At 69.6% G+C, this 24,513-nt stretch carries 25 protein-coding genes; 15 read left to right on the top strand and 10 right to left on the bottom strand.

Annotated features, from left to right (window positions below):
• Position 1 precedes the first annotated feature (1 nt).
• The 3 genes from ACMGFG_RS16605 to ACMGFG_RS16595 are packed head-to-tail and all read left to right on the top strand — an operon-like array spanning position 2 to position 5,688.
• Positions 2 to 2,284 (top strand): PrkA family serine protein kinase, encoded by a 2,283-nt coding sequence (locus ACMGFG_RS16605; protein WP_436931435.1) that lies wholly within the window; start codon positions 2 to 4, stop codon positions 2,282 to 2,284.
• 16 nt (positions 2,285 to 2,300) lie between these two features.
• On the top strand, positions 2,301 to 3,611 hold the full coding sequence (locus ACMGFG_RS16600; RefSeq protein ID WP_436931434.1) for a YeaH/YhbH family protein: 1,311 nt from the start codon (positions 2,301 to 2,303) through the stop codon (positions 3,609 to 3,611).
• 37 nt (positions 3,612 to 3,648) lie between these two features.
• Entirely contained in the window at positions 3,649 to 5,688 is a 2,040-nt protein-coding gene (locus ACMGFG_RS16595; RefSeq protein WP_436931444.1) for a SpoVR family protein, read from the top strand.
• A 47-nt stretch (positions 5,689 to 5,735) separates the two neighbouring features.
• Here the strand turns inward: ACMGFG_RS16595 and ACMGFG_RS16590 are convergent, their stop codons facing one another.
• From ACMGFG_RS16590 to ACMGFG_RS16575, 4 genes are all read right to left on the bottom strand, one after another.
• A complete protein-coding gene (locus tag ACMGFG_RS16590; RefSeq protein WP_436931433.1) occupies positions 5,736 to 6,887 on the bottom strand; it encodes a signal peptidase I in 1,152 nt (383 codons plus the stop codon).
• A 91-nt stretch (positions 6,888 to 6,978) separates the two neighbouring features.
• On the bottom strand, positions 6,979 to 7,950 hold the full coding sequence (locus ACMGFG_RS16585; RefSeq protein ID WP_436931432.1) for a hypothetical protein: 972 nt from the start codon (positions 7,948 to 7,950) through the stop codon (positions 6,979 to 6,981).
• A 158-nt stretch (positions 7,951 to 8,108) separates the two neighbouring features.
• Complete coding sequence (locus ACMGFG_RS16580) at positions 8,109 to 9,500, bottom strand: hypothetical protein (RefSeq protein ID WP_436931431.1); 1,392 nt, start codon at positions 9,498 to 9,500, stop codon at positions 8,109 to 8,111.
• A gap of 326 nt (positions 9,501 to 9,826) precedes the next feature.
• Positions 9,827 to 10,384 carry a hypothetical protein gene (locus ACMGFG_RS16575; RefSeq protein ID WP_436931430.1) on the bottom strand — a complete coding sequence of 186 codons (558 nt, stop codon included), beginning with the start codon at positions 10,382 to 10,384 and terminating at the stop codon, positions 9,827 to 9,829.
• 259 nt (positions 10,385 to 10,643) lie between these two features.
• On the opposite strand from ACMGFG_RS16575, the gene ACMGFG_RS16570 reads away from it, so the two are divergent.
• Positions 10,644 to 11,744, top strand: a complete 1,101-nt coding sequence (locus ACMGFG_RS16570; RefSeq protein ID WP_436931429.1) for a hypothetical protein — start codon at positions 10,644 to 10,646, stop codon at positions 11,742 to 11,744.
• Positions 11,745 to 11,852: 108 nt separating this feature from the next.
• On the top strand, positions 11,853 to 13,046 hold the full coding sequence (locus ACMGFG_RS16565; RefSeq protein WP_436931428.1) for a DUF5305 domain-containing protein: 1,194 nt from the start codon (positions 11,853 to 11,855) through the stop codon (positions 13,044 to 13,046).
• Here ACMGFG_RS16565 and solA read toward each other — a convergent pair whose 3' ends face one another.
• From solA to ACMGFG_RS16550, 3 genes are all read right to left on the bottom strand, one after another.
• Complete coding sequence (solA, locus tag ACMGFG_RS16560; RefSeq protein WP_436931427.1) at positions 13,047 to 14,204, bottom strand: N-methyl-L-tryptophan oxidase; 1,158 nt, start codon at positions 14,202 to 14,204, stop codon at positions 13,047 to 13,049.
• 95 nt (positions 14,205 to 14,299) lie between these two features.
• Positions 14,300 to 16,291: an AMP-dependent synthetase/ligase gene (locus tag ACMGFG_RS16555; RefSeq protein ID WP_436931426.1), complete on the bottom strand. Its 1,992-nt coding sequence runs from the start codon at positions 16,289 to 16,291 to the stop codon at positions 14,300 to 14,302.
• A gap of 239 nt (positions 16,292 to 16,530) precedes the next feature.
• Positions 16,531 to 17,169, bottom strand: a complete 639-nt coding sequence (locus ACMGFG_RS16550) for a helix-turn-helix domain-containing protein (RefSeq protein ID WP_436931425.1) — start codon at positions 17,167 to 17,169, stop codon at positions 16,531 to 16,533.
• Positions 17,170 to 17,253: 84 nt separating this feature from the next.
• Between ACMGFG_RS16550 and paaA the strand changes: the two genes are divergently transcribed.
• From paaA to ACMGFG_RS16500, 10 genes are all read left to right on the top strand, one after another.
• Positions 17,254 to 18,204: a 1,2-phenylacetyl-CoA epoxidase subunit PaaA gene (paaA, locus tag ACMGFG_RS16545; protein ID WP_436931424.1), complete on the top strand. Its 951-nt coding sequence runs from the start codon at positions 17,254 to 17,256 to the stop codon at positions 18,202 to 18,204.
• Positions 18,205 to 18,206: 2 nt separating this feature from the next.
• The gene (gene paaB / locus ACMGFG_RS16540) at positions 18,207 to 18,524 is read left to right on the top strand and encodes a 1,2-phenylacetyl-CoA epoxidase subunit PaaB (protein ID WP_436931423.1); all 318 of its coding nucleotides are present in this window, start codon (positions 18,207 to 18,209) and stop codon (positions 18,522 to 18,524) included.
• A complete protein-coding gene (gene paaC, locus ACMGFG_RS16535) occupies positions 18,524 to 19,357 on the top strand; it encodes a 1,2-phenylacetyl-CoA epoxidase subunit PaaC (protein WP_436931422.1) in 834 nt (277 codons plus the stop codon). Before paaB ends, paaC begins: the two co-directional genes overlap by 1 nt.
• Positions 19,354 to 19,812 carry a 1,2-phenylacetyl-CoA epoxidase subunit PaaD gene (gene paaD / locus ACMGFG_RS16530; RefSeq protein ID WP_436931421.1) on the top strand — a complete coding sequence of 153 codons (459 nt, stop codon included), beginning with the start codon at positions 19,354 to 19,356 and terminating at the stop codon, positions 19,810 to 19,812. Before paaC ends, paaD begins: the two co-directional genes overlap by 4 nt.
• On the top strand, positions 19,812 to 20,018 hold the full coding sequence (paaE, locus tag ACMGFG_RS16525; protein ID WP_436931420.1) for a 1,2-phenylacetyl-CoA epoxidase subunit PaaE: 207 nt from the start codon (positions 19,812 to 19,814) through the stop codon (positions 20,016 to 20,018). The genes paaD and paaE overlap by 1 nt, the downstream gene beginning before the upstream one ends.
• A gap of 56 nt (positions 20,019 to 20,074) precedes the next feature.
• Positions 20,075 to 21,043 (top strand): NOP5/NOP56 family protein, encoded by a 969-nt coding sequence (locus tag ACMGFG_RS16520; RefSeq protein ID WP_436931419.1) that lies wholly within the window; start codon positions 20,075 to 20,077, stop codon positions 21,041 to 21,043.
• Positions 21,040 to 21,669 carry a fibrillarin-like rRNA/tRNA 2'-O-methyltransferase gene (locus tag ACMGFG_RS16515; protein ID WP_436931418.1) on the top strand — a complete coding sequence of 210 codons (630 nt, stop codon included), beginning with the start codon at positions 21,040 to 21,042 and terminating at the stop codon, positions 21,667 to 21,669. Before ACMGFG_RS16520 ends, ACMGFG_RS16515 begins: the two co-directional genes overlap by 4 nt.
• A 64-nt stretch (positions 21,670 to 21,733) precedes the next feature.
• On the top strand, positions 21,734 to 22,120 hold the full coding sequence (locus tag ACMGFG_RS16510) for a hypothetical protein (RefSeq protein ID WP_436931417.1): 387 nt from the start codon (positions 21,734 to 21,736) through the stop codon (positions 22,118 to 22,120).
• 93 nt (positions 22,121 to 22,213) lie between these two features.
• The gene (locus ACMGFG_RS16505) at positions 22,214 to 22,390 is read left to right on the top strand and encodes a hypothetical protein (protein WP_436931416.1); all 177 of its coding nucleotides are present in this window, start codon (positions 22,214 to 22,216) and stop codon (positions 22,388 to 22,390) included.
• Positions 22,391 to 22,460: 70 nt separating this feature from the next.
• The gene (locus ACMGFG_RS16500; RefSeq protein ID WP_436931415.1) at positions 22,461 to 22,694 is read left to right on the top strand and encodes a DUF2249 domain-containing protein; all 234 of its coding nucleotides are present in this window, start codon (positions 22,461 to 22,463) and stop codon (positions 22,692 to 22,694) included.
• A gap of 26 nt (positions 22,695 to 22,720) precedes the next feature.
• Here the strand turns inward: ACMGFG_RS16500 and ACMGFG_RS16495 are convergent, their stop codons facing one another.
• The 3 genes from ACMGFG_RS16495 to ACMGFG_RS16485 form a co-directional block, all read right to left on the bottom strand.
• On the bottom strand, positions 22,721 to 23,101 hold the full coding sequence (locus ACMGFG_RS16495) for a putative zinc-binding protein (RefSeq protein WP_436931414.1): 381 nt from the start codon (positions 23,099 to 23,101) through the stop codon (positions 22,721 to 22,723).
• Between the two features lie 87 nt (positions 23,102 to 23,188).
• Entirely contained in the window at positions 23,189 to 23,470 is a 282-nt protein-coding gene (locus ACMGFG_RS16490) for a sulfurtransferase TusA family protein (protein WP_436931413.1), read from the bottom strand.
• Positions 23,463 to 24,452, bottom strand: coding sequence for a hypothetical protein (locus ACMGFG_RS16485; RefSeq protein ID WP_436931412.1), 990 nt, complete (start codon positions 24,450 to 24,452; stop codon positions 23,463 to 23,465). The genes ACMGFG_RS16490 and ACMGFG_RS16485 overlap by 8 nt, the downstream gene beginning before the upstream one ends.
• Positions 24,453 to 24,513 lie beyond the last annotated feature (61 nt).

Here is a 24,513-nt window from a genome sequence, read left to right as displayed (position 1 = left end):
CATGAGCGGACACGACTTCATCGGCGAGGCCGACCGCTCGCTCGACCGCACCTACGAGGAGCCCCGGAGCCTCGCCGAGTACGTCGACCTCGTGCTCGAACGGCCCGGGCTGGCCGCCCACGCCTCGAAGTACCTGCTCAGCGCCATCGAGGCCGCCGGTACTCGCACCGTCATCGAGGAGGGCGAGCAGAAGGAGCGCTACCGCTTCTTCGACGACCCGCACAACGACGGCGAGCACGCCATCCTCGGCAACACCGAGGTGCTCAACGCCTTCGTCGACGACCTGCGCTCGATCGCCGCCGGCCGCGGCAAAGACGAGAAGATCGTCTGGCTCGACGGCCCCACGGCGACGGGCAAGTCCGAGCTGAAGCGCTGTCTCATCAACGGGCTGCGCGAGTACTCGAAGACCGACGAGGGCCGGCGCTACACCGTCGAGTGGAACGTCGCCGGCGCCAGCGAGGACGGCGCGGGCCTGACCTACGCCGACGAGCCCGTCGCCGACGAGGACGACTGGTACGAGAGTCCCGTCCAGTCCCATCCCCTCTCGGTGTTCCCGCAGGACGTGCGCGCGGACCTGGTCGCCCGGATCAACGACGGACTGGACGACCACATCCCGGTCCGCGCCGAGAGCGAACTCGACCCGTTCTGCCGGGAGGCCTACGACTACCTGGAGGAACATTACCGCCGCCAGGGCGTCGAGGAGCTGTTCTCGGCGATCACCGACCCCCAGCACCTCCGCGTGAAGAACTACGTCGTCGACGTGGGCCAGGGGATCGGCGTCCTCCACTCCGAGGACGAGGGGCCGCCCAAGGAGCGACTCGTCGGCTCGTGGATGCGCGGCATGCTCCAAGAACTGGACTCTCGCGGGCGCAAGAACCCCCAGGCGTTCTCCTACGACGGCGTGCTCTCGCAGGGCAACGGCCTGCTCACCGTCGTCGAGGACGCCGCCCAGCACGCCGACCTGCTGCAGAAGCTGCTGAACGTCCCCGACGAGAAGTCGGTGAAGCTGGACAAGGGCATCGGGATGGACATCGACACCCAGATGATCATCATCTCGAATCCCGACCTGGAAGCCCAGCTCAACCAGCACGCCGACCGCGAGGGCCAGGACCCGCTGAAGGCGCTGAAACGGCGGCTCGACAAACACGAGTTCACCTACCTGACCAACCTCTCGCTGGAGACCGAGCTGCTCCGGCGGGAGCTGACCGACGAGACCGAAGTCTGGGACGCCGACTCCTGGAGCGAGCTGGAGGAGTGGATCCAGGAGCCGCTGACCGTCCACGTCCGCGACGAGAACGACGAGGTCAACGCGAAGGAACTCGCCCCGCACGCCCTAGAGGCGGCGGCGCTGTACGCCGTCGTCACCAGACTCGACGTGAGCGACGTGCCCAACGGCCACGACCTCGTGGACAAGGCCCTGCTGTTCGACCGCGGATATCTCCAGGAGGGCGACGAGCGTGTCGAGGCCGACGAGTTCGAGTTCACCGACGAGGGCACCGACGGCGACCACGGCATCCCCGTCACGTACACGCGCGACGAGATCGCCGACCTGTTCCACCGCGAGCAGGACCGCCACCACGCCGACCTGCCGGTCGAGCACGTCGTCATGCCACGGGACATCCTCAACGCGATGGCCGAGGATCTGTCGGCGGCGCCCGTCTTCTCGAACGCCGAGGCGGCGGACTTCGAGGAGCGGGTCGTCCCCGTGAAGAACCACGTCTTCGGCGAGCAGGAGTCGGACGTGCTCGACGCGATGATGCGCGACAAGCGCGTCGACGAGGCCACCGTCGAGGAGTACATCGAGCACGTCTACGCGTGGTCGACCGACGAGCGCATCGAGAACGAGCGCGGCGAGTACGTCGACCCGGACCCGCTGAAGATGAAGGTCTTCGAGGTCGAGCACCTCGGCCGCTTCGACGAGGACAACTACGCGGGCAATCGCCCCGACGACGCCGTCGAGGCGTTCCGCGAGGAGAAGATCATCACCGCGCTCAATCGCCACGCGTGGCAGCGGCGGGACGAGGAGTTCCACGTCGAGGACGTCTCGCCCAAGGAGATCCCGGTCATCCAGACGGTGCTGGGCAGCCACTCGTGGGACGACGTGAAGCGGGCCTACGAGGACTTCGACCCCCGGCAGTGGGACGAGCCGCCGAGCGGCACCGAGACGGCCGACCTCAAGGAGAAGACCGTGGAGAATATGCAGGAAATGTTCGGCTACAGCGCCGCGTCGGCGGAGCTGACCAGCCGCCACGTCATGAGCCAGGTGAGTTACAAATGGGACTGAGAACCGGAGGCGAACCATGGGGCTGAGAGAGGACCTTGAGCGGTACCGCGAGGTCGGCGAGCAGCGCCGGCAGGACCTGTCGGAGTTCATCCAGTACGGCGACCTCGGCCAGAGCCGGCCCGATTCGGTCCGGGTGCCGATCAAGATCGTCGACCTGCCGGAGTTCGCCTACGACCAGCGCGACCAGGGCGGAGTCGGTCAGGGCGACGCCGAGGAGGGCGACCCCGTCGACGCCGAGCCCCAGCCCGGCGACGACGGCGACGAGGACGGCGACCCCGGCGAGGAGGGCGGCGAACACGAGTACTACGAGATGGACCCCGAGGAGTTCGCCCAGGAACTGGACGAGCAGCTCGGCCTCGACCTCGAACCGAAGGGCAAGAAGGTGATCGAGGAGACCGAGGGCGACTTCACGGACATCACCCGCTCGGGACCCACGTCGACGCTGGACTTCGAGCGGCTGTTCAAACAGGGGCTGAAGCGCAAGCTCGCGATGGACTTCGACCGCGACTACGTCCGCGAGGCGCTGAAGATCGACGGCTGGGGACCGGCGCGGGTCTTCGAGTGGGCCCGCGGCGAGAACATGCCCGTCTCGCGGGCCTGGATCGAGGAGGCCTACGCCGAGATCCCCGACGACGAGAAGACGACGTGGGGGAGCCTGGCGGAGATGGAGGCCGAGACCGAGCGGGTCGACACCGCCCAGCGCATCCGCCGGGAGGGCATCGAGGAGGTACCCTTCCGCCGGGAGGACGAGCGCTACCGCTACCCCGAGATCGTCGAGGAACGGGAGAAGAACGTCGTCGTCGTCAACATCCGCGACGTGTCGGGGTCGATGCGCCAGAAGAAACGGGAACTGGTCGAGCGGACCTTCACCCCGCTGGACTGGTACCTCCAGGGCAAGTACGACAACGCCGAGTTCGTCTACATCGCCCACGACGCCGACGCCTGGGAGGTCGAGCGCGACGAGTTCTTCGGCATCCGCAGCGGCGGCGGGACGCGCATCTCCAGCGCCTACGAACTCGCCGCCGAGTTGCTGGAGGAGTACCCCTGGAGCGAGTGGAACCGGTACGTGTTCGCCGCGGGCGACTCCGAGAACTCCTCGAACGACACCGAGGAGCACGTCATCCCGCTGATGGAGCAGATCCCGGCCAACCTCCACGCCTACGTGGAGACCCAGCCGAGCGGGAACGCGATCAACGCGACCCACGCCGAGGAGGTCGAGCGGAACTTCCGCGACGCCGACGACGTGGCCGTCGCCTACGTCTCCGGGCCGGACGACGTGGTCGACGCCATCTACGACATCCTCAGCACCGAGGAGGACTCACAATGAACTGCCCGACCACGGAGGACCGACCATGAGCCGCCCGATGGACGACCGGATCGAGGCCCAGCGTATCGCCGCCGACCTCGAGGAGCCGGTCGACGAGGCGAGCAACCTCGCCCGCAAGCTCGGGCTCGACCCCTACGAGGTGAACTACTGGATCGTCGACTACGACGAGATGAACGAGCTCATCGCCTACGGCGGGTTCCAGCAGCGCTACCCCCACTGGCGGTGGGGCATGCAGTACGACCGCCAGCAGAAACAGGGGCAGTTCCTCGGCGGCAAGGCCTTCGAGATCGTCAACAACGACGACCCCTCCCACGCCTTCCTCCAGGAGTCGAACACCCTGGCCGACCAGAAGGCCGTGATCACCCACGTCGAGGCCCACGCGGACTTCTTCGCGAACAACGAGTGGTTCGGGATGTTCGCGGGCTGGGCGTCCCAGGGGGACGCCGACGACGCGGGCGGCGAACGCCGCACGCGGAGCCCCAACGCCGCGGCGATGCTGGCGCGTCACGCAGACGCCATCGAGGAGTTCATGACCGACCCCGAGATCGACCGCGGGGCGGTCGAGAAGTGGATCGACCACGTGCTCACGCTGGAGGACAACATCGACCAGCACGTCCCCTACGAGCCCATCGACACCCGGATCGACCTCATCGACGAGCACGACACCGCCGACGTGTCCGAACAGCTGGAGGAGCTGGACCTCTCGGACGAGGTGAAGGGCCAGGTCTTCAGCGAGGAGTGGCTGGAGGCCCAGGCCGACGACGAGGACGGCGCCTCCTTCCCGGCCGAACCGGAGAAGGACGTGCTCGGGTTCCTCCGCAAGCACGGGATGCAGTACGACGGCGACGCCGCGAAGGCCACCGAGATGGCCGACTGGCAGAAGGAGGTCCTGGAGATGCTCCGCCGGGAGGCGTACTACTTCGCCCCCCAGAAGATGACGAAGGTCATGAACGAGGGGTGGGCCGCCTACTGGGAGTCGGCGATGATGACCGGCGAGAACTTCGCGGGCGACGACGAGTTCGTCCTCTACGCCGACCACATGGCGAAGGTGCTGGGCTCGTCGGGACTCAACCCCTACAAGCTCGGCCTGGAGATCTGGCAGTACGTCGAGAACACCACGAACCGCCGCGAGGTCGTCGAGCACCTGCTCCGGGTCGACGGGATCACCTGGCGCAACTTCCACGACACCGTCGACTTCGAGCGGGTGCTGGACCTGATCGAACCCGACCCCGAAGTGGCCTCGGTGGTCGAACACCTCGACGACCTGGACCCCGACGACCCCCGCGTCGACGCCGAGGCGCTCGAAGCAGCCAGAGGGGGCGAGATCGACGCCGAGACCTACCCGTGGAAGGTGCTGACCTACGAGGGGCTGGCCGAACGCCACTACTCGCTGACCAAGCCCCAGAACCGCGGGGTTATCTCCAGAGTGAGCCAGGAGGAGTTAGAGCGCGTCTCCCGGTACATGTTCGACGACTCGCGGTACGGCTCCGTCGAGGAGGCGCTCGCGAACGTCGACCACGCCCGCGGCTGGGACCGGATGCGCGAGATCCGCGAGAGCCACAACGACGTGACCTTCCTCGACGAGTTCCTCACCCAGGAGTTCGTCGACGAGAACGACTACTTCACCTACGAGTACACCCAGTCGACCGGCGACTACCGCGTCACCTCGACGGACTACACCGACGTGAAGAAGAAGCTGATGCTGCAGTTCACCAACTTCGGCAAGCCCACCGTCGTCGTCGAGGACGGCAACTACAACAACCGCAACGAACTGCTGCTGGCCCACCAGTACAACGGCGTCATGCTCGACATCGGCCAGGCCAAGGACACGCTGAAGCGCGTGTTCGAACTCTGGGGCCGGCCGGTGAACCTGAAGACCATCGTCAAGGAGTTCGACGAGCACGACGTGGAGGTCGCGAAGCGCCGGGATCGCGAACCGGAGCCCGAGGAGGTGGGGCGGCTGATCCGCTACGACGGCGACGAGGTCACCGTCGAGGAACTCCCGTGGGACGCCGTCGACCACCTCGCGGCCGACGACATCGACTACGACACCAAGCCCGACGAGTGGCTGGCCTGACCGGTCGGGCGACTCCCGACCCACGCCTGTCTCTCATCACCGAATTCTCACCCGAACCGGCGCCGCAGGCGGACCCACAGCGAGACCCGGCTGGCTCCGCCGGTGCGGACGCGGCCGAAGCCGACCGTCTTCGAGACGAGCAGGAGGAGCGCGCCCGCGAGGACGGCGTTGATCGTCGTCCACGCGAGCAGCGGGCCGCCGTCGTGCAGCGCCTCGATGACCGCGGGCGGGAGGACGAGCAGGTAGCGGTACTCGCGGACCGTCCCGGTGCGCGTCTCGCCGGGCGGCGGCGCCGCGACGCCGATCGACAGCTCGCGGGTGTCGCCGGGGCCCAGCGCGCGGCGGTACTGCGGGATCGACACGGTCGGGTCCGTCGACTCGAAGACGACGACGACCGGGACGAACCCGCGGTTGCGGACCGTGTACTCCCAGGCGGCCTGCTCGCCGGGGTCGACGCCCTCGGCGGCCGCGACCGTGTCGCCGTCGACGGTCATCTCGTGGACGCCGCTGGGGACGACCATCGCCGCGTTGGCCGGCAACAGGACGACCACGAGCAACAGGAGCGTCGCGCGCCGCGCGTCGAGAGCACCGCCGCGCGAGCGGTCGCGGCGCCGGTCGCGGGTCGGTCCTTCGACGCGGCCGAGCACCGCGGAGAGGCCGAACAGCGCGATGCCGACGCCGAACAGCACCAGCCCGACGCCCTGTGGACCGAGCAGCGCGTCGACACCGAGCGCGGTCGCGATAGCGTTCTGGAGCCCGATCATCGCGTTCTGAACGCTCGTGATCGCCGTCCCGAGATACGGGATCACAACGACCTGGCCGCCGACCTGTAGCGCGTGGGCGACGATCCGGTCTTCGGTCACGGGCGGCTCGCCGCCGTCTTGGTCGGTGAACGGGTTCGCGTCGCCGCGGGTGATGTATCCGCGGTCGGTCTCGTCGACGATCCGGTGGGTTGTCAGGCCGCCGCCCTGGAGTTCTTGGGCCCGGAAGACGACGACATCACCCTCGCTGGGCGGGCCGGCGAGGACGGCGGGCACGGCGACGAACCCGTCGCCGGCGTCGAGGGTCGGCTCCATGCTCCCCGTCTCGACGAAGCTCAGGAGGACGGGCTGGCCGACGACCGCCCCGGCGACCAGCGCGACGAGCGCGACGACGAGCGCCACCTCGACGGCGCGCGCGGCGTAGGTCCGGAGCGTCACGCTCACCGATCGGGAACGCCCGGACATAAGCGTCTCGGCCGCTCGTCGCGCCGCTGGGCCGCCACTGGCCGGCCGTTCCGACGGTACCCGGTCATCGGGGGAGCCGGTCCGTGTCGGGTCTCTCGACGCCGGACCGCGCGGCGTCGATCCGGTCGACATCGGGCCGGTCGATGTCGGGGCGGTCGGCGTCGAGCCGGTCGAACACCTGGACGCTGACGTAGGTGACCATGAACCCGAGCGCGTAGCCGAGCAGGTGGGTGTAGAGGTTGACGGTCCCGGGCCCGGCCGTCGGGCGCGGCGGGAAGGCGACGAACTGGACGGCGACGAACAGGGCCAGCGAGAGGACGGCCAGTTCGAACGAGCCGCGGCGGGCGGTCGCGAACCGCAGCCGGCGGCGCAGCGAGTCGGTCTCGTCGGCGGCCGACAGCGCGAACAGCAGCGCCGACAGCAGCGTCGCGAGGACGAGCCCGGCCGTCCCGAGCGCGACCGTCGCGCGGTCGACGGTCACAGACTGGACGCTCAGCGGCGCCGCGACCGCGAACCCGAGGAAGAACAGCGCCGGGGCGACCGACGCGGCCGGGCCGACCCGGAGGTTGACGGCCAGGTGCTCGGCGACGGCGTAGGCGAGGTAGCCGACGAACGCCAGCAGGACACCGGAGAAGCCCAGGCCGCTCGCCGTCCGGACCGCGGCGAGGTTGAGATACGACAGCACCGGCGGGAAGGCGACGAGGACGGTCGCGAACACGAGGAAGAAGCGCCGTCGATGCCCGCTGGCGACGCTCAGCAGGTACGCCGTCGGCACCACCAGCAGGTACCCGCCGACGTTGGTCAGCAGGTGCGCCGGGCCGACGTGGACGTATGCGGAGGCGAACGCGGCGACGGCCGACGGGTCGGTGTACTCGAACGCGAGCGAGCGCCTGACCGGCTCCGGGAGCGCGAAGGCCGCCACCAGCACGACCGGGACCGCCAGCAGCGCCAGCAGGTCCAGCGCTCGCGTCCGCTCGACGAACCCCGCCGGGAATCGCAGGGCGGCCGACCGGCGCACCGACGCTGAATCGTTCACTGACTGACTCTTCGACTCCCCCGTTGTAAAGCTGCTCGTCGAAAATATCAATATCGATATTTGGGATCCAGTAATCGGGTAGATGCGGCCTAAATCCTGTTTGAGTGCCTCATTTCGAGGTTTTATCGAGCCCGGAGAGAATCGGAGATGATATTGGTTCAGTCGAGCGGCGTCCGGCGGAGCCGGACGGTGACCTCGCCGTCGGGGTCGAAGTCCGCGGGAAGTTCGAGGGTCAGGTCCGCGCTCTCGCCCGCGTCGAGGACCAGCCCGTCGCCGGTCAGGTCGACGCCCTCGGCGGAGAGGCCGACCCCGGGGAGCGACTCGGCGTCGGCGACGGTGACCCGCGCGGCGCCCGAACCGGTGTTGGTCACGGTCGCCGCCCCCTCGAAGGTCACGGGCCCGTCGCCGGTCGCCTCGACCCACGGGTCGCTCTCGGCGAACCGGAACGCGAAGCCGTCCTCGCGGGTGTCGTACCAGTCGGCGGTGAGCGACTGCGGGCGAACTTCCAGTCCCTCGCCGGCGTCGGCGACGAGGACGAGCGACGACGAGGAGCCGAGCAGCCCCCAGGCGAACAGGCCGAGCGCGAGCGCGGCCAGCGCGGCGACGACGCCGCCCAGCTGGACCGGCGACAGCCCGCCGATCTCCGTGTCGCCGTCGTCCGGCGTCGACACCGTCACGCCGGGGTCGGCCGTCGTTCCGGGCGTTTCCTCTGGGGGCGCAGTCGTCACCGGCGGCGCGGTGGCGGTCGGCGACCCCTCGTCGGGCTCGGTCGTCGGCGTCGACGCCGTCGGAGTCGGCGACTCGTCGTCCGGCGGCGCCGTCGTGGCCGGTGCGGTCGTCGGCGGCGGACTCGTGGTCGGCGGCGCCGTCGTGGGCGGTGCGGTGGTCGGTGGCACCGTCGTCTCGGGCGGCGCAGCCGTCCCATCGGGCGTCGAGCCGCCGTCGTCGGTCGGCGTCGAACCGTCGTCTGTCGAGGTCGAACCGCCGTCGGTCGAAGTCGGACCGGCCGTCGTCGGTGCCGCCGTGGTCGTCGGTTGCTCCGTGGTCGGAGTCGCGGTCGTCGTCGGCGGCGCGGTCGGGACCGGCGTCGGCGACGGAGTCGACTGTCCGGGACCGGCCGCGACGGTCGTCGGGCTCGCGGTGGCCGTCGGTCTGATCTCCGCGTGGACGGTGATCTGAGTGAGGACGACCGATTCGCTCCCGGCGTCGATCCGCAGTCCGACGGGAACCGTCTCGTTCTCGCCCAGGACGACCCGGTCGCCGGAGCCCCCGATCGAGGTGTCCGTGTCCGAGCGGTAGAAGGTCACGTCCGAGCCCGCGTCGTGTTCGATCCAGACCCGGCTCCGGTGGTTCGTCGACGAGATCGTGAACACGTCGTCGACCGTCGTCGTCGCCTGCGCGTTCAGGTTCGTGAGTTCGATGCGGAGCTGGCCCTGGTCGTTTATTTCGGCGTAGGCGTCGCCGTTCGAGGTGTTCGCCGGGTCGAGGAAGACGCCGTCGATAGCTTGGTCGCCGCCAGTGAATGCTCCGGTCGCGGCTCCACCACCCATTAACGCCGCGAGAACACCGAACACAATCAACAGGCGGCGCACTGCGAGGTCACCGTTGATTGTTTCGACACGGAATCAGTTTCCAGTCCGGTACTGGTAAAAGATGTCCACTGACTGGCCGATTTATTGTAATCTCTGATGGGGACTTCCCCCGTCGAGATAGATCTGCGTGGATAGCAGAAAGTCGCGTGCCCGCATTAGCGGTCTGATTCATTGTCGGACGGCCGTTGCATATACCACCACTGATGTATCACCATCTGTCGATCCGAGCGCTTCCCCTCCCGACCGGCCGTCTGTTTGAACGATCCCAGTCCCGTCAGAGCTGGTCAGACCGTATCTGCCGACAGAGTCAGCGTCGCTGTCTCGCTACTTGAAGAACCGTCCACTGTGGACGTGTCGACTTTCACATCAAGATGAGCTTTATCACCGTTAGCCGACAACGTTGGCGTGTTTGTACTCTCGTCGTAGCCACCGTTCGTGTTGATATAGAACGTGACATCCGCAACCGGATCGGTCCCATCTCCAATAGTGACCGTCTGTGACCCGGTCTGGCTGTCCGGACCACCGAAGCCGACAGTGATGCCGCTATCGTCGCCAGAATTGTTCGTGATTGTTACGACCTCAGCGACCTTGGTGATCGCATTTTTGTTGAAGCCATCGTCCTGGTTCACATTCCCTAAGTCAATACCCAAGGTGCTGTCACTTCCTGCGGTGGTGACGTACTCGCCATCGCCATCCATCTGAAGATACGCCGACCCGTCACCCGCAGTCTGAAGCGTGACCGTCCTGTCAGCCTCAACACTCGTGAACGCCCCGCTCCCCAGCGCGGCGCCGCTACCCACAGCCAGTGACCCGATACCGATCAGTGCTTGCCGTCGATTCATTTTCATTTTCACACACCCACCTGAATGGCGGTTACTGTATACCATATTGTTCTCAAATAAATAGCTTGTGTCTCAGAGAGGCTTCTTCAGAGCGAGAGAACGCCCGAAAGAGTCTATATCCCCGATAATCGGGCATTCTGATATCGACCGGCAACGAAAAACATTTAACTAACAATTACTCTACTGACGGGTAAGTCCCGGACGGTGTCGGTCGTGGGTCCGACGCCGTCGCGCGGTGGGCGGTCGACAGGGTGATAGCATGGGTGAGAAGTTGACGCGGCGAGCGGCACTGGCCTGTATCGGGAGCGGCGCGCTCGCGATGGGACTGGGCTCGTCGGCGTTCGAGTCCGTCGAGGCCGGCCGGAGCGTCAGCGTGGACGTAGCGGGGGACGGACAGACGGCGTTTCTGGAGATCGAGAACCTCGGGAATACGGTCAACAACAAAAATCGGGGAAATAAAGAGGAGACGAATATCCTGGAGATACGGAACAATTTTGACCAGGAACTCTCCTCGCTCGACGTGTCTGTCTCCCTCGGTTCCGGAATCAAAGAGGCAACTCCGTTCGACGATACGGTGTCTGGCAATGGAGGCACAACCACCTACTCGGCGTGGTGCGACGGCAACAGCGGCGGGGGCACGACGACCGCCACGGTGACCGTCACCTCTGCGGAGGGATCCACCGTCGAAGTGAGCGACGCCTCGTACTCGTTTGACATCTCCCGCAGCTGCCCCGGCAACGGTAATGGGAACGGAAACGGTACTCGAACAGTAGTGGGCGATGACGAGGGAGATGTCGAAGTATCCGGCGACGTGATCGTGACAAAAAAATCGAACGTCAACGGATCGATCGACGCCGGTGGGAGCGTGACCGTCGAAAAGAAGGCGACGCTCCAGAACATCACTTCTGGTGGAGACGTGGAGGTTCAGAAGAACACCAGCGTCAACGGAACCATTGATTCGGGCGGGAACGTGACGATAGACAAGAACACGAGTGTCAACGGCGTCACCGCCGCCGGAAACGTGGATATAAAAAAGAATACGACGATCAACGGTCCTGTCGACGCCGGCGGCAACGTGACCGTTTCCGGTGCGACCAACCCACCCAGCAGTATTCAAGCGGGCGGTGATGTCACCGTTTCCGGCATCAGTAATCTGAACGGGAATATTTGCGCCGACGGAGACATCACGGTCGGGAAGAACGTGAACATAAACGGCTCTGTGAAGTCGAAATCCGGGTCGGTCACGATGGAGCAAAACTCCGATGCCCAGTCGGTCGTCGCGAACGGTGATGTGTACGCATCGGGATCGAATGTATCCGAAGAGGACATCTCGGAAGGCGTATCCGACGTGCAGTGTTGACGAGCAGCTAGCGACCGAGACGGTGCCTGCGATCGCGGCCGAGCGCTGTGGAAAGACCTGAACCCCCACCACGGACTCTTTTAGTATCTGGAGACAAGTCGATGACCAATGCCGACCGACGACGCCACGACGAGTCAACGTCTCCGGCTTCGGATCGCGTCGAACGTCGCCGCGGTCACCGCTGTCTGTCTCCTCCTCGCCGCCGTCGGCGGCTTCGTCGCCGCCCAGACGTTCACCGGGCCGGACACGACGACCGAACAGCGGACGGTCGCCACCTGGACCACGGATGGGGAACTGCGCCACGGCGCCGTCGTCCAGCGGGACACCCGCGCGTTCGACGCCGGCGCGGTCCTGCGCAACCGCTCGGTCTACTTCTCGTCGGTGACGCCGACGCTCAACGGCTCGTACGTCTTCCGTCACAGCGGCGACGCCGAGCCGGCGACCGTGCGGACGGACCTGCGGCTCGTCGTCCGCGCCGTCGAGGTCGGGGAAGGCGAGAGCGTCCTCTGGCGAGTGAGCGAGCGGGTCGCTTCCGAACGGACCACGTCGCTGTCGCCTGGGGACGAGTTCGCCGTCCCCTACGAGTTCAACGTCACCGCCCAGTCTGAGCTGGCCGAGCGGGTGCGCCGGGAGCTCGGCTCCTCGCGCGGGGAGGTCCAGGTCCGGCTGGTCGCCGACACGGCGGTGTCGACGACCGTCGCCGGCGAGGAGTTCGCCGGCGACCGAACCGCCGCGCTCGAAGTGACGCCGCGAGGCGACTCCTACGCCGTCAGCGCGACGACCGCCGGCCAGCGGCGCGAACCCGTCACCGAACGGGTCGCCGTCCCCGTCGAACCGGATCCGGTGGCCCGCTACGGCGGACTGCTGGCGGCGCTGGTCGGGCTCGTCGGCGCCGGCCTCGTCGCGTACCTCGACCGGGCAGGTCGCCTCGACGTTGACCCGGAGACGCGGGCGGCGATGGAACTGGCCCGCGACCGCGACTCCTTCGCGGAGTGGATCTCGACGGGCCGGGTCCCGCCCGCCGGCGACGACCGCGTCGTCACCGTCGACTCGCTGGCGGGGCTGGTCGACGTGGCCATCGACTCCGAGCGGCGGGTCGTCGAGGACACCGACTCGGGGACGTTCGTCGTCCTCGACGGCGGGACGCGCTACGAGTTCCGCCCGGACGACGGCGGCGGGGACGTGCTCGGCCCCGTCGACGGTCACGGCGGGGGAACGGAGACAGCACCGTCCGACGGGGGCCGACCGGCCGACGATCCCCTGGCCGGAGACGGGGAGGAGCCGCCGTCGGCCGACGAGTGATCAGTCGAAGCGGTCGAGCGCGTACTCCGAGATGTCGAAGTCGGTCCCGCCGTCGAGTGTCAGGTCCGCCAGGACCTCGCCGAGCGCGGGCGCGAACTTGTACCCCCGGCCGGACAGTCCGGCGGCGACCGCGACGCGGCCGTCCGCGAGCGTGTCGAGGATGAACCGCCCGTCCGGCGAGTTCGTCACGAGGCCGGTCGAGAGCCGCAGCGTCGACCCCGCGGCGCCGGGGACGTACTCCTCGGCGAACGCCCGCAGCGGCCGCTCGTCGGCCTGGGTCGGGTCGGAGAGCGCGTCCGGCGCGGTCCGGCGGAAGTCCGCCCGGCCGAACTTCATCCCCGGGAGCGAGCGGCCGGGGAGGCCGTAGTAGTTCTCGCCGTCGACGGTCGCGACGAACGGGGGGAGCGAGCCGCTGGCATCTTCCCCCGCTCGGCCGGCCGCGAGCGGTACCGACCGGTCGCCGCTCGGCGCGAACCACGCGGTCGCGTGACGGCAGGGTTCGACGAGGCCGTCGAGGGCGTCGACCGCCCGGGCCGCCCAGGCGCCGGCGGTGACGACCAGCCGGTCCGCGCAGTAGGTGTCCCGGTCGGTGTCGACGCGGACGCCGCCGTCGACCGCCTCCCAGTCGACGACCCGTTCGCGCGCCCGGACCGTCGCCCCCGCGTCGAGCGCCGCGGCGACGTGCGCGACGACCCCGCGTTCCGAGGCGACGACGGCGCCGTCGGGCTGGTAGAGCGCCTCGGCCCCGTCGGGGAAATCGTAGCCGGGGTACCGCTCGGACAGCTCGGGGCCGGACAGCGACTCGTGGTCGAGGCCGTGGCGTTCGCAGGCGCGGCGGGCGCTCGCGACGGGGTCGTCGCCGCCGACGGCGACCGCCAGCGACCCCGTCCCGGTCAGCAGGTCGCGGCCCGTCTCCGCTTCGAGGTCGCGCCAGGCCTCGTGGGCCCGGTCGGCGAGCGCCATCGTCGCCGGGTCGCCGTCGAGCAACCGCTGTAGCAGTCGCGTCCGCCCGTGCGAGGAGCCCCGGCCGTGGGGCACGTCGAAGCGTTCGAGCCCCAGAACCGAGGCGCCGCGGCGGGCGAGGCGGTACGTCGCCGCGCTCCCGACGCCCCCGACTCCGAGAACGATCGCGTCGTATCGCCCGCCGCTCGGTGTCATGTCGACCCCTGCGGCGTCGTCCGGCAAAGCGATTACGTCATCCGACCGTCCCATTCAGCCGCGTGACAGGTATGAGCGCTCGCTATCGTGTCGGGTCACTCGGCAGGTGCGGCGGCGCGCTCCTCGTAGATCCGTTCGATTGCGTCGTCGTGGACCGAGCGGATGTTCCGGCGTTTTTTCTTCATCGAGGGGGTCAGCAGGTCGTTGTCGGCGGTCCACTCGCGGGAGACGAGCTCGAAGGCCTTGATCCGCTCGACGCGTTCGAGGTCGGCGTTGACCTCCTCGACGGCCTCGCCGACCCACTCGCGGACGCGCTCGTCGCGACAGATCGCCTCGTCGTCGGCGGGCAGGTCGATCCCCTCGCGGTCGGCCCACCGCCGGACCGCCTCGAAGTTCGGGACGACGATGGCACCGACGAACTTCCGCTCGTCGCCGACGACCATCACCTGGTCGATCCGGTCGCTCGTCGCGAACCGGTCCTCGATGGGGCCGGGCGCGACGTTCTTCCCCGTCGAGAGGACGATCAGCTGTTTCAGCCGGTCCTTGTAGCGGAGGTACCCCTCCGGGGTGATCTCGACGATGTCGCCGGTCAGGAAGTAGCCGTCCTCGGTGAACGTCGCGTCGGTCTCGGCCTCGGCCTTCCAGTAGCCGTCGGTGACGTTCGGGCCGGTCACTTCGAGTTCGCCGACCGGCCCCTCTGCCTCGGGGAACTGGTCGTCGCCGACCGCCGACTCGTCGACGCGGGCGTCCACGTCGGTCACCGGCGGCCCCATCGTCCCCGGCCGGATCGCCTCGGGAGGGTTCACCGAGAGGACCGGCGCCGTCTCGGTGAGGCCGTACCCCTCGACGACGGGGATCCCCATCCCGAGGAACATCTCGGCGAGTTCCCGGCTGAGGCTGCCGCCCCCGCTGACGAGGAACTCCACCTCCCCACCCATGCGCTCGCGGACCGTCGAGTACACCAGCCGGTCGGCGACCGCGCGCTTGGCCCGGAGGACCGCTCCCGGACCCTCGGCGCGGGCGTAGTCGCGGGCGACCCCGACGGCCCACTCGAAGATCCGCTCCTTGGCCGTCGAGTCGCTGGCCTGCTCGCGCATGTTGTCGAAGATCCGCTCGTAGACGCGGGGGACGCTCGCGCCGGTCGTCGGACTCAACAGCTGCAGGTCCTCCGGCAGCGTGTCCGGGCTCTCGGCGTAGCCGACGGTCGCGCCGGAGGCGAACATGAGGAAGTGACCGGACAGCCGCTCGAAGACGTGCGCGAGCGGGAGAAAGGAGATGGTCCGCGAGTCCTCGTCGAGGACCGGCGTCTCGCCCTTGTCTGGCCGGGGCCCCATCCGCTTGCGACACTGGTTGACGTTCGCCCGGAAGTTGCGGTGGGTGAGCCGGACGCCCTTCGGCTGGCCCGTGGTCCCCGAGGTGTAGATGATGCTCGCGAGGTCGTCGGGGTCGCGCTCGTCGATCCACCCCTCGTAGGCCTCGCGGTCGAACGCCTCGTCGCCGCGCTCGTGGAGTTCGGCCAGCGTCAGCGCGTCGTCGCGGTCGGCGGCCGGGCCGTCCGGCGCCGCCTCGTCCATCACGACCGAGAAGGACAGGTCCAGGTCCGCCTCCACGTCCTGGACGCGCTCCAGCAGCGACTCGTCGCCGACGACGACGCCGGTCGCGTCGGGGTCGTCGAGCAGGTACCGCACCTGGTTCGGCGAGGAGTCGGTGTAGACCGTCGTCACCGTCCCGCCGGCGGCCAGTACCGCGAAGTCGGCGAGCGCCCACTCCATGCGGGTCTCGGCGAAGATGGCGACGCGGTCGCCGGCCTCCAGCCCCAACTCGCGGAACCCGGCGGCCAGCCGGCGGACGACCGACCGCATCTCCTCGTAGGAGATCGCCGCGTACTCGCCGTCCGGCGCTGCTTGGATCACACCCGGTGCGAGCGAGCGGTCGTAGACGCCGCCCTTGTACCGCTGGGCGGGGGCCGACCCGTAGCGGTCGGCGGCCGCCTCGAACATCGCCGCGAGCGTGTCCGTCCCGACGACCTCGTCGGTGTAGGTCTGTTCCGCGGCCCACCACTGGCCCGCGGGCTCCGGGGCATCCATGCGGCCCTATAAGATCCGGGGTATGATATATGTTATCGAACGTGCGGTCGACTCTCGGTCGTTGAACGTGACGAAAACGGAAATCGAGTTGTCAGAACCCCGTCGCTCGCTGCAGGCTCATCGGTCGGTCCCGTCTCCGACCGCGTGGTGCCCGTCCGGCCGTCGAGCGGGACTGCCGAATCGATATAGCATTCAGTGGTTTACAGGCCGGGATATCGGCCGGAACCCGCCGCGGCGCGTCACCGGAATATCCCGTCGAACAGCGTCGCTTCGGCTCGGTGGACGCGTTCGAGGAAGGCGGACTTGCTTATCCCGAGGTCGTCGGCCACGTCGGCGGCAGTGGCCTCCCGCGGGACGGAAAAGTAGCCGCGTTCGAAGGCGGCCTCGACTGCTTCGACCTGCGCCGGGGTGAGGTTCCAGTGGGTGGCGACGCCCACTTCGCCGTCGGAGCCGAGCGGCGAGGCGCGTTCGACGGTGACACCGACCCGCTCGTCGGCGGCGTCGAGGACGCCCTGGAGCACGTCCCGGCCGACGACGGCGCCGCGGTGGCGCTCCTCGCCCGCCCGGTAGCACAGCGACTCGACGAGAAAGCCCGCGTCGGTCAGCTCGTGGACGACGCAGGGCGCCTTCGAGAGACAGCGGTAGGTCTCGCGGTCGCCCCCGTCGGCGACGTGGAGGTAGCGGACCCGGTCGTCGGCGTCGAGCGCTTCGGCCACGCCCGCCTCCGCGGGGCCGCTCGCCCGGACGAGCGCGTTCCCGTCGGTCCGCAGCTGCGGCGGGTCCGCGTCGACCGCCGCGTCGGCCGCCGCCGAGGCGCGCGCGAGCGGGCAGTCGTCGCCCGTCACGCGGAACTCGACGACCAGGCACTCCTCGATCATCCGTGCGTGGTACTCTCTCCCAACGTAAAAACCCACGATATGAGCGGGTCAATACGTACCCGCGCCGGAATCGTAGCCCTCGACATGGACATCGACGCCGTGAAAGCGCGGGCCGGCCCCCGGGAGTTCGGGCCGGCCGACGACATGCCCGCCCAGTACCGTGAGGCGGCGACGCGGATGCTCCAGTTCCACGCCAACAGCGAGATCATGGGCGCGTACCTGGAGAAGCCGTTCGTCCGGCAGTCGCCGAGCATCGACCGGAAGCTGGCGTTCAGCGCCAAGGTACAGGACGAGATCGGCCACGGCCAGCTGCTCTACCGCGCGGCGGAAGCTCTTGGGGTCAAGACCCGCGAGGAGATGCTCGACGAACTCGCTCGCGGCGAGGGGAAGTTCCTCAACTGCTTCCACTACGAGATGGAGGAGTGGGCGGAGACGCCGATGATCGCCTTCTTCGTCGACGGCGCGGCGATGAAACGCCAGGCCACGCTCAAGCGGTCGAGCTGGACGCCCTACGCCCACGCGATGGACAAGATCTGCTTCGAGGAGGGCTTTCATGTCAAACACGGCGAGGACATCATGCGCGAACTCGCCGCGGGGTCGAACGCCGAACAGCGGCGGCTGCAGGCGGCGTTCGACACGTGGTGGCCGCGCATCCTGCAGTTCTTCGGCCCGACCGACGAGGAGTCGACCCACCACGACTTCGCCGCCGAGGTCGGGCTGAAGACGATGAGCAACGACGAACTCCGGGACCAGTTCCTCAACGCGTACGTCCCGAAGGCCCGCAAGTACAACCTGGAGATCCCCGACGAGCCCCGGATCCGCTACCACGAGGACCGCGACCACTACGAGGTCGTCGAGGACGACCTCGACTGGGAGGAGTTCTTCGCCATCGCGAACAACGAGTACCCCGAGGGACGCGAACAGATCGACGGGCGGGCGAAGGCCCGGGAGGCCGCCGCGTGGGTGCGCGACGCGCTGGCGTCGAGCGACGGCGGGGCCCCGGACGACGGTGCCGTCGCGGCCGGAGGTGACTGACCGTGCGCTGGGAGGTGTTCCGCCAGGAGTCCCGGGGCGACTACCACCGCCATTGCGGGGACGTGCACGCCCCCGACCGGGAGCTGGCGGCGCTGTTCGCCCGGATCCAGCACGGGCGCCGGATGACGACCGAGAGCCTCTGGGTCGTCCCGAGCGAGGAGGTGACGGAGGTCGACGCCGACGACGCCGCGTTCGGCGGCCGGACCGACAAGGCCTACCGCTGGGCGACGACGTACAACGTCGACGCGACGTTCGCCGAGGAGGTCGCCGACTCCGAGCGCGAGCAGGCCGCAGCGGAGGGATCCGGGGGGACCGACTGATGGCCGACCCGCGACCGCTCGCCGCCCTCGACGGGGACGAACGGGCCGCCGCGGAGGCGCTGCTCCGGCGGCTGGCCGACGACGAGTTCGTCCTCGCCGAGCGCTACACGGAGTGGCAGGTCGTCGCGCCCACGCTGGAGTCGGACCTGGCGCTCGCGAACGTCGCACAGGACGAACTCGGCCACGCCCGCGTGTGGTTCGACGCCCTCGGCGAACTGGGGTACACCGAACGGGAACTCGTCTGGGAGCGCGAGCCCGGGCGCTTCCGCCACAGCACGCTCGTCGAACTGCCCTTCGCGGAGGGCGACTGGGCCGACGCGGTCGTCCGGGGTTATCTCTACGACACCGCCGAGGACCTGCGTCTCGACACGATCGCGGCGTCCGGGGTCCGCGAACTCGTCGACCCGATCGAGACGATCCGCGGCGAGGAGGCGTACCATCTCGACCACGCGCAGACGTGGATCGAACGGCTCTGCGCCGACGAGGACGGTCGGGACAGGGTGCAGTCGGCGGTCGACCGACTCGTCCCCCACGCGCTGACGCTGTGGGAACCCGGCGAGCGGAGCGAGGCGATCCGGGAACACGGGCTCCGCGGGGAGTCGCTGTCGGCGATGCGCCGGCAGTGGCTCGATACGGTCGGGTCGTTCCTGGAGGGCCACGGCGTGAGCGTCCCGCTGGACCCCGGGGAGGACCCCGCCGACCTGCTGCCGGCCGCCGTCGGTCGCGACGGGAGCCACACCGACCACTGGCCGCGCCTCCACGACGAACTGACCGGGACCTACCGGGAACTCGGCCGCACCGAAGTCCGCCGCCTCCGGGGTGAGAACGCGTGAGCGACCCGGATCTCGACACTTCGGACGGTCACACGGCCGACGGTGGCGGGACCGACCCGGGTCAGACGGCGTGCGCGTACACCACATATCGCGATACGAAATCCGGTGACGAGCGGGAACTGCCGGCCACGGGAGCGGACGCGACGGGCGCCGAATCGCGGGTCTGGGCGGCGCTGCGCGCGGTCGAGGACCCGGAGATGCCCGTCAGCGTCGTCGACCTCGGGCTGATCTACGGCGTGACCGTCGAGGACGGCGTCGCGACGGTCGAGATGACGCTGACCTACACGGGGTGTCCGGCCCGGTCGATGCTCACCGACGAGGTCGAACGGGCGGCCGCGAGCGCCGAGGGCGTCGAGCGGGCGGACGTGCGACTCGTCTGGTCGCCCGAGTGGACGCTGGAGCGGGTCACGGAGGACGGAAGGGAGGCGCTCCGGGAGTTCGGGGTGAGCGTCTGATGGGCGACGACCGGCGCGACGGCGCGGTCGGCGGTCGTGGCTCGGACCCGAGCGTCGACGCCGGGAGCGGGGGCGACGAGCCGGTCGCCTGCCCCTACTGCGGGTCGACGGCCACGGAGCGCGACCACCCGAAAGGGCCGTCGCTGTGTCGCTCGATGCACTACTGCCGCGCCTGCGACCAGCCCTTCGAGGCGATGCGGAGGTGACCGCGAGGCGTGCCACACCGGCGTGCTTTTTTGGACCGGGCGGCGAACCCGGAGGCATGACCGAACACGCCGGGTGGTTCGCGGGGCTCGACCCCGGGGACGCCGAGGCCGCCGCCGAGCGAGTCCGGGACGGGTCCGCCGAGTCGCCCGCCGACTGGCCGGCCCTGGCCGTCGAGGAGGGGTTCGCCGCCGACGAGTCGGCCTACTACGAGCGACTCCACGAGGCGACGACGGCCGCCGCCCGTGCGGGCGTCCACGAGCGCGAGCGCGCCGACGACAAACAGCTCATCCACGCGGTCCGGGCCATGGACGACTGCGAGCGCACGGCGAACGAACTCGCCGAGCGGGTCGCCGAGTGGGCAGGCACGCGCTTCGAGGACGCCGGAACCGGCGTCGACTACGCCCGCGAACTGGCCGGCCGTGACGGGGACTCGTCGGACTCGGACTCGAACGAGGGGGCGGAGCCGGCTGACCCGGACGAGCCGGCGGAACCGGCCGACCCCGGCGAGGCACGGCTCCTCGCGCTCGCCGATCGGACGGCCGCGCTGGCCGACGAAGCCGACGAACTCCGGGCGTACGTCGAGGAGACGGCGCCGTCGGTGGCGCCGAACCTCGCCGCGATGGCCGGGCCCGTGCTGGCGGCGCGGCTGATATCCCTGGCCGGCGGGCTCGACGAACTGGCGAGAGAGCCCAGCAGCACGGTGCAGGTGCTCGGCGCGGAGGACGCGCTGTTCGCCCACCTCCGCGGGTCGGCGCCCTCGCCCAAGCACGGCGTCATCTTCACCCACGAGTACGTCCGCGGAACGCGACCCGAGGAGCGCGGGTCGGCCGCGCGGGCGCTCGCCGGGAAGCTCACCATCGCCGCCCGCGTCGACCACTACAGCGGCGAGCGCAAGCCGGAGCTCGACGCCGAACTCGACGAGCGCATCGCGACGATCCGCGGGAACGACGGCGGTCCCGGGTCGGAGAGCGACGACGGGGCGGACGGCGCCACCGGCGCCGAGAGCGGAGGTGACGACGCGTGAGCGACCTCCCGGAGGGCGTCGAGCGCCGCGCGTTCGAGGGGAGCGAGCGGCTGGCGACCCGCGGCGAGCCCCACTACGGCGAGCCGACCGACGGCGAGTACCGGGCCTGGAACCCCGACCGCTCGAAGCTCGGCGCGATGCTCGAACTCGGGATGGACACCGGCCTCGTCGGCGGCGAGACGGTCCTCTACCTCGGCGCCGCGTCGGGGACGACGGCCAGCCACGTCGCCGACTTCGCCGGGCCGACCTACGGCGTCGAGTTCGCCGCCCGACCGGTGCGGGACCTGCTCGACGCCGCCGAGCCGCGGGGGAACCTCTTCCCGCTGCTGAAGGACGCGCGCAAGCCCGAGACGTACGCCCACGTCGTCGAACCGGTCGACGCCATCGTCCAGGACGTGGCCACGCGCGGCCAGGCGAAGGTGGCGACGGCGAACGCCCGGTTCCTCCGCGAGGACGGCCGGCTCCTGCTCGCCGTCAAGGCCCGCAGCGAGGACGTGACCCGCGACCCCGCCGACGTGTTCGACGACGCGCTCGCCGAACTGGAGTCGGCCTACGAGGTGCTGGAGACCGATCGGCTGACCCCCCACCACGACGACCACCTCGGCGTCGTCGCGACGCCGCGGTGAGCGCGACCGCCCCCGCGCGAGAGCTTAAAAGGCATGCCGCCGTATCACCGGGCGAGGCGACCACATGCCGGCGCGCGACCCCTCGTTCGCCATCCCGGGGCGACCCGAACGGACCTACCCCCGCGGCGGCGGCGTCGAGTACGAGGGCGAGACCGTCTTCGTCCTCACACCGGAGTCCGACCGCCCGGACGGCGACCTCGACGACCTCGTCGCGGCGGTCCTCGAGGCCGACGCCTACCGCTCGGGGGACTTCATGGAGCTACCCATGCCGCTGTACCTCGTCCGCGACGAGGGGACGACCGACGTGTTCCGCGTGACGGTCCGCGACGGCGCCGTCCGCCTGCACGTCCTCCCCGAGACCGACTCCGAGGGGCTGCGCCGCTTCTACGAGCGACTCCGCGAGACCTCCGACTGCAAGTGGTCCGTGACCTGCCGGACTGACTTCGGGTGACAGCCGCCCTCGCCGTCGGCCACCACCTCCCGCCGGTTTCGACCGAACCGGTTCGGGCGAAGACTCTCGTCGCGGCCCGTCCGAGGACCTGCCGTGCCCTCGCTGTCGTCGCTGGCGCGTCCGGGACTGCTCCTCGGGGCGTCGTGTGGAGCCGTCGGCGTAGCCCTCCGGGGACCGGAACGGGCCGTCCTGTGGGCGCTCGTCGGCTACTTCCTCGGGAAGTCGATCCAGAGCACCGTCTGGGCGGTCACGGCGGACCACTCCGCGTAGCCGCGGCGCCCGCCGGGCGAATATCTTCCCGGAAACCGACTCGCGGGACGGGCGCGTCCGCCCGGACGGAATGGCAGGACAGCAACTGGACCTCCGCGAGATCCCGCCGCCGCAGCGACACCCGACGATCTTCGACGCGTTCGCTGACATCGAGAGCGGCGAGGCGCTGACGCTGGTCAACGACCACGAACCGACGCCGCTGTACCACCAGATGGCCGCCGAGATCGAGGACTTCGACGCCGAGGGCTACACGGTCGACCGCGTCGGCCCGAACGAGTTCATCGCGACGCTCCCGAAGAAGTAACGCCGTTCTCTCCCGTCTTCGACCCGTCAGGCGGTCGCGTCCAGCGTCGCCACCTCGTCGACGAGTTCCGCGAACAGCTCGTCCGCCCGCTCGTCGTCGTAGTCGGTGTGGTACTCCTTGGCGACGCCGCGCTCGGCGAGGTTGACGTGGCTGTCGGGGGTCACGTCGTGCCGTTCGAGGCTCTCGCGGGCGCACTCCAGCGGACAGCCGTCGATCACGAGCGTCGGCCGACCCGACGTGGCGGTCGCCACGAGCGGTCCCACGTCGCCGCCGACGCCGGCGATACAGGACATCTCGGCGGCCCTCTCGCGGTCCAGCCGGACGGCGAGGTCGTTGGCCATCTGTGCGGCGCTCGAACAGCCCGAACACGAGTAGACCAGCGGCAGGTCGTCGTAGTCGTCGGTCATCGCTACCGGCTACCGCGCCGCGGCGCGAAAGACCTGTCCCGAATAGCTTCGCGTCTGCCGGCTCGGCGGTCTCCAGTCGCCCCGTGGTCACTCGCTGCGGACCCGCAGGTAGGTCGTGTACTCCCTGCGGAGCAGCCGGCCGCGCTCGCGCTCGATGGCGAGCAGTTCGTGGGAGGTCTGTTCGGCCAGTTGCGGGTACTCCTCGGTCGCGCGGCCGTCGGTGCTCCTGACGACCAGTATGTCGCCGTCGTCCAGATCCTCCAGCGCCCGCTGGACCTCCGCGATCCCGCTGGCGCAGCCCCGGCCGCGGTTGTCGACGGTCATGTCCGGCTCCACGTCGGGCGCGCTCTCGGGGGTCGAGTCAGTCACTGCCGGTCACCTCTGAGCCGTCCGCCGCGGACTCGCCACCGCCGCCCCCGCCGAGGTCGTCGAGCTCGCAGACGCCCTCGATGGGCGAGCAGGCCCGCCACATCGGACAGAGTTTGAAGATGACGACGAGCAGGCCGATGGTCCCGACCTTCGCGAGGACGGCGAGGCCGACGGCGCTCCCGAGGTAGGTGCCCAGAGCCGTCCCGAGGCCGTCGACGGCCTGGTAGAGGCCGCTCAGAAGCAGCGTCGGGATGATAAACCGGACCGCCCAGCGGAACCGCTCCAGCTGCTCGCCGGCGGCGCGGACGACGGGGACCGTCGACCGGCGCTTCCCGGTCGGGACGGCGACGAAGATGTTCCAGACCGCCCCGCCGATCCAGACGGCGAAGGCCAGGAGGTGCAACACCCGGACGCCCGCGGCGACCGGCTCGAACCCGCGCAGCGCCACCTCGGCGACGGCCGTTGCCGCGACGACGGCCAGCCCCAGCCCCAGCGTCGCCAGCCCGAGCGGACTCCGGAACCGCTCGTCGACGGGGCCGCTGCGGGCGGTCGTCGCGGCGGCGAGCGCCAGCCAGGCCGTCAGCAGCGCGGCGAACCCGGCGACCGCCGGCGTAGCGCCGAACGCCGCCAGGTACGACCGGACGACGACAGCGCCGGCGACTGCGAGGGCGGCGACGGCGCCGGCGGCGATGCGGTCGAAGCGGTCGTACATCGCCACGCAGTACTCCCCGGCGCCCTCGCCCAGATCCGCCGGGCGGACGAACAGGTGTTTCCAGACGAACCCGCCCGTGAGTACGCCGGCGGCGACGAAGTAGGCCCACTTGACCGCGGCGACCACGACGCCGGCGCCGCCGAGGCGCGCGGTGACCCACGTGCCGACCAGCGACGCCACCAGAACGACCGACAGCGCCACCTTCGGCAGCGTGTACCTGTCGAACAGCGGGTCGGACTCCTCGGCGGCCGTCCGGGTGTCGGATGACATGGCGAGCGGGTTCCCCTCGTCGGAGTATTAGGCCGACCAAAAGTAACGGTGTGGGCGGACA

Origin of the sequence: Halosimplex halobium (genome assembly GCF_051414055.1) — an archaeon.
GTDB classification, from domain to species: Archaea; Halobacteriota; Halobacteria; order Halobacteriales; family Haloarculaceae; genus Halosimplex; species Halosimplex halobium.
The sequence above is the reverse complement of the archived record's forward strand: the minus strand, read 5'-3'. Positions and strand labels throughout refer to the sequence as shown.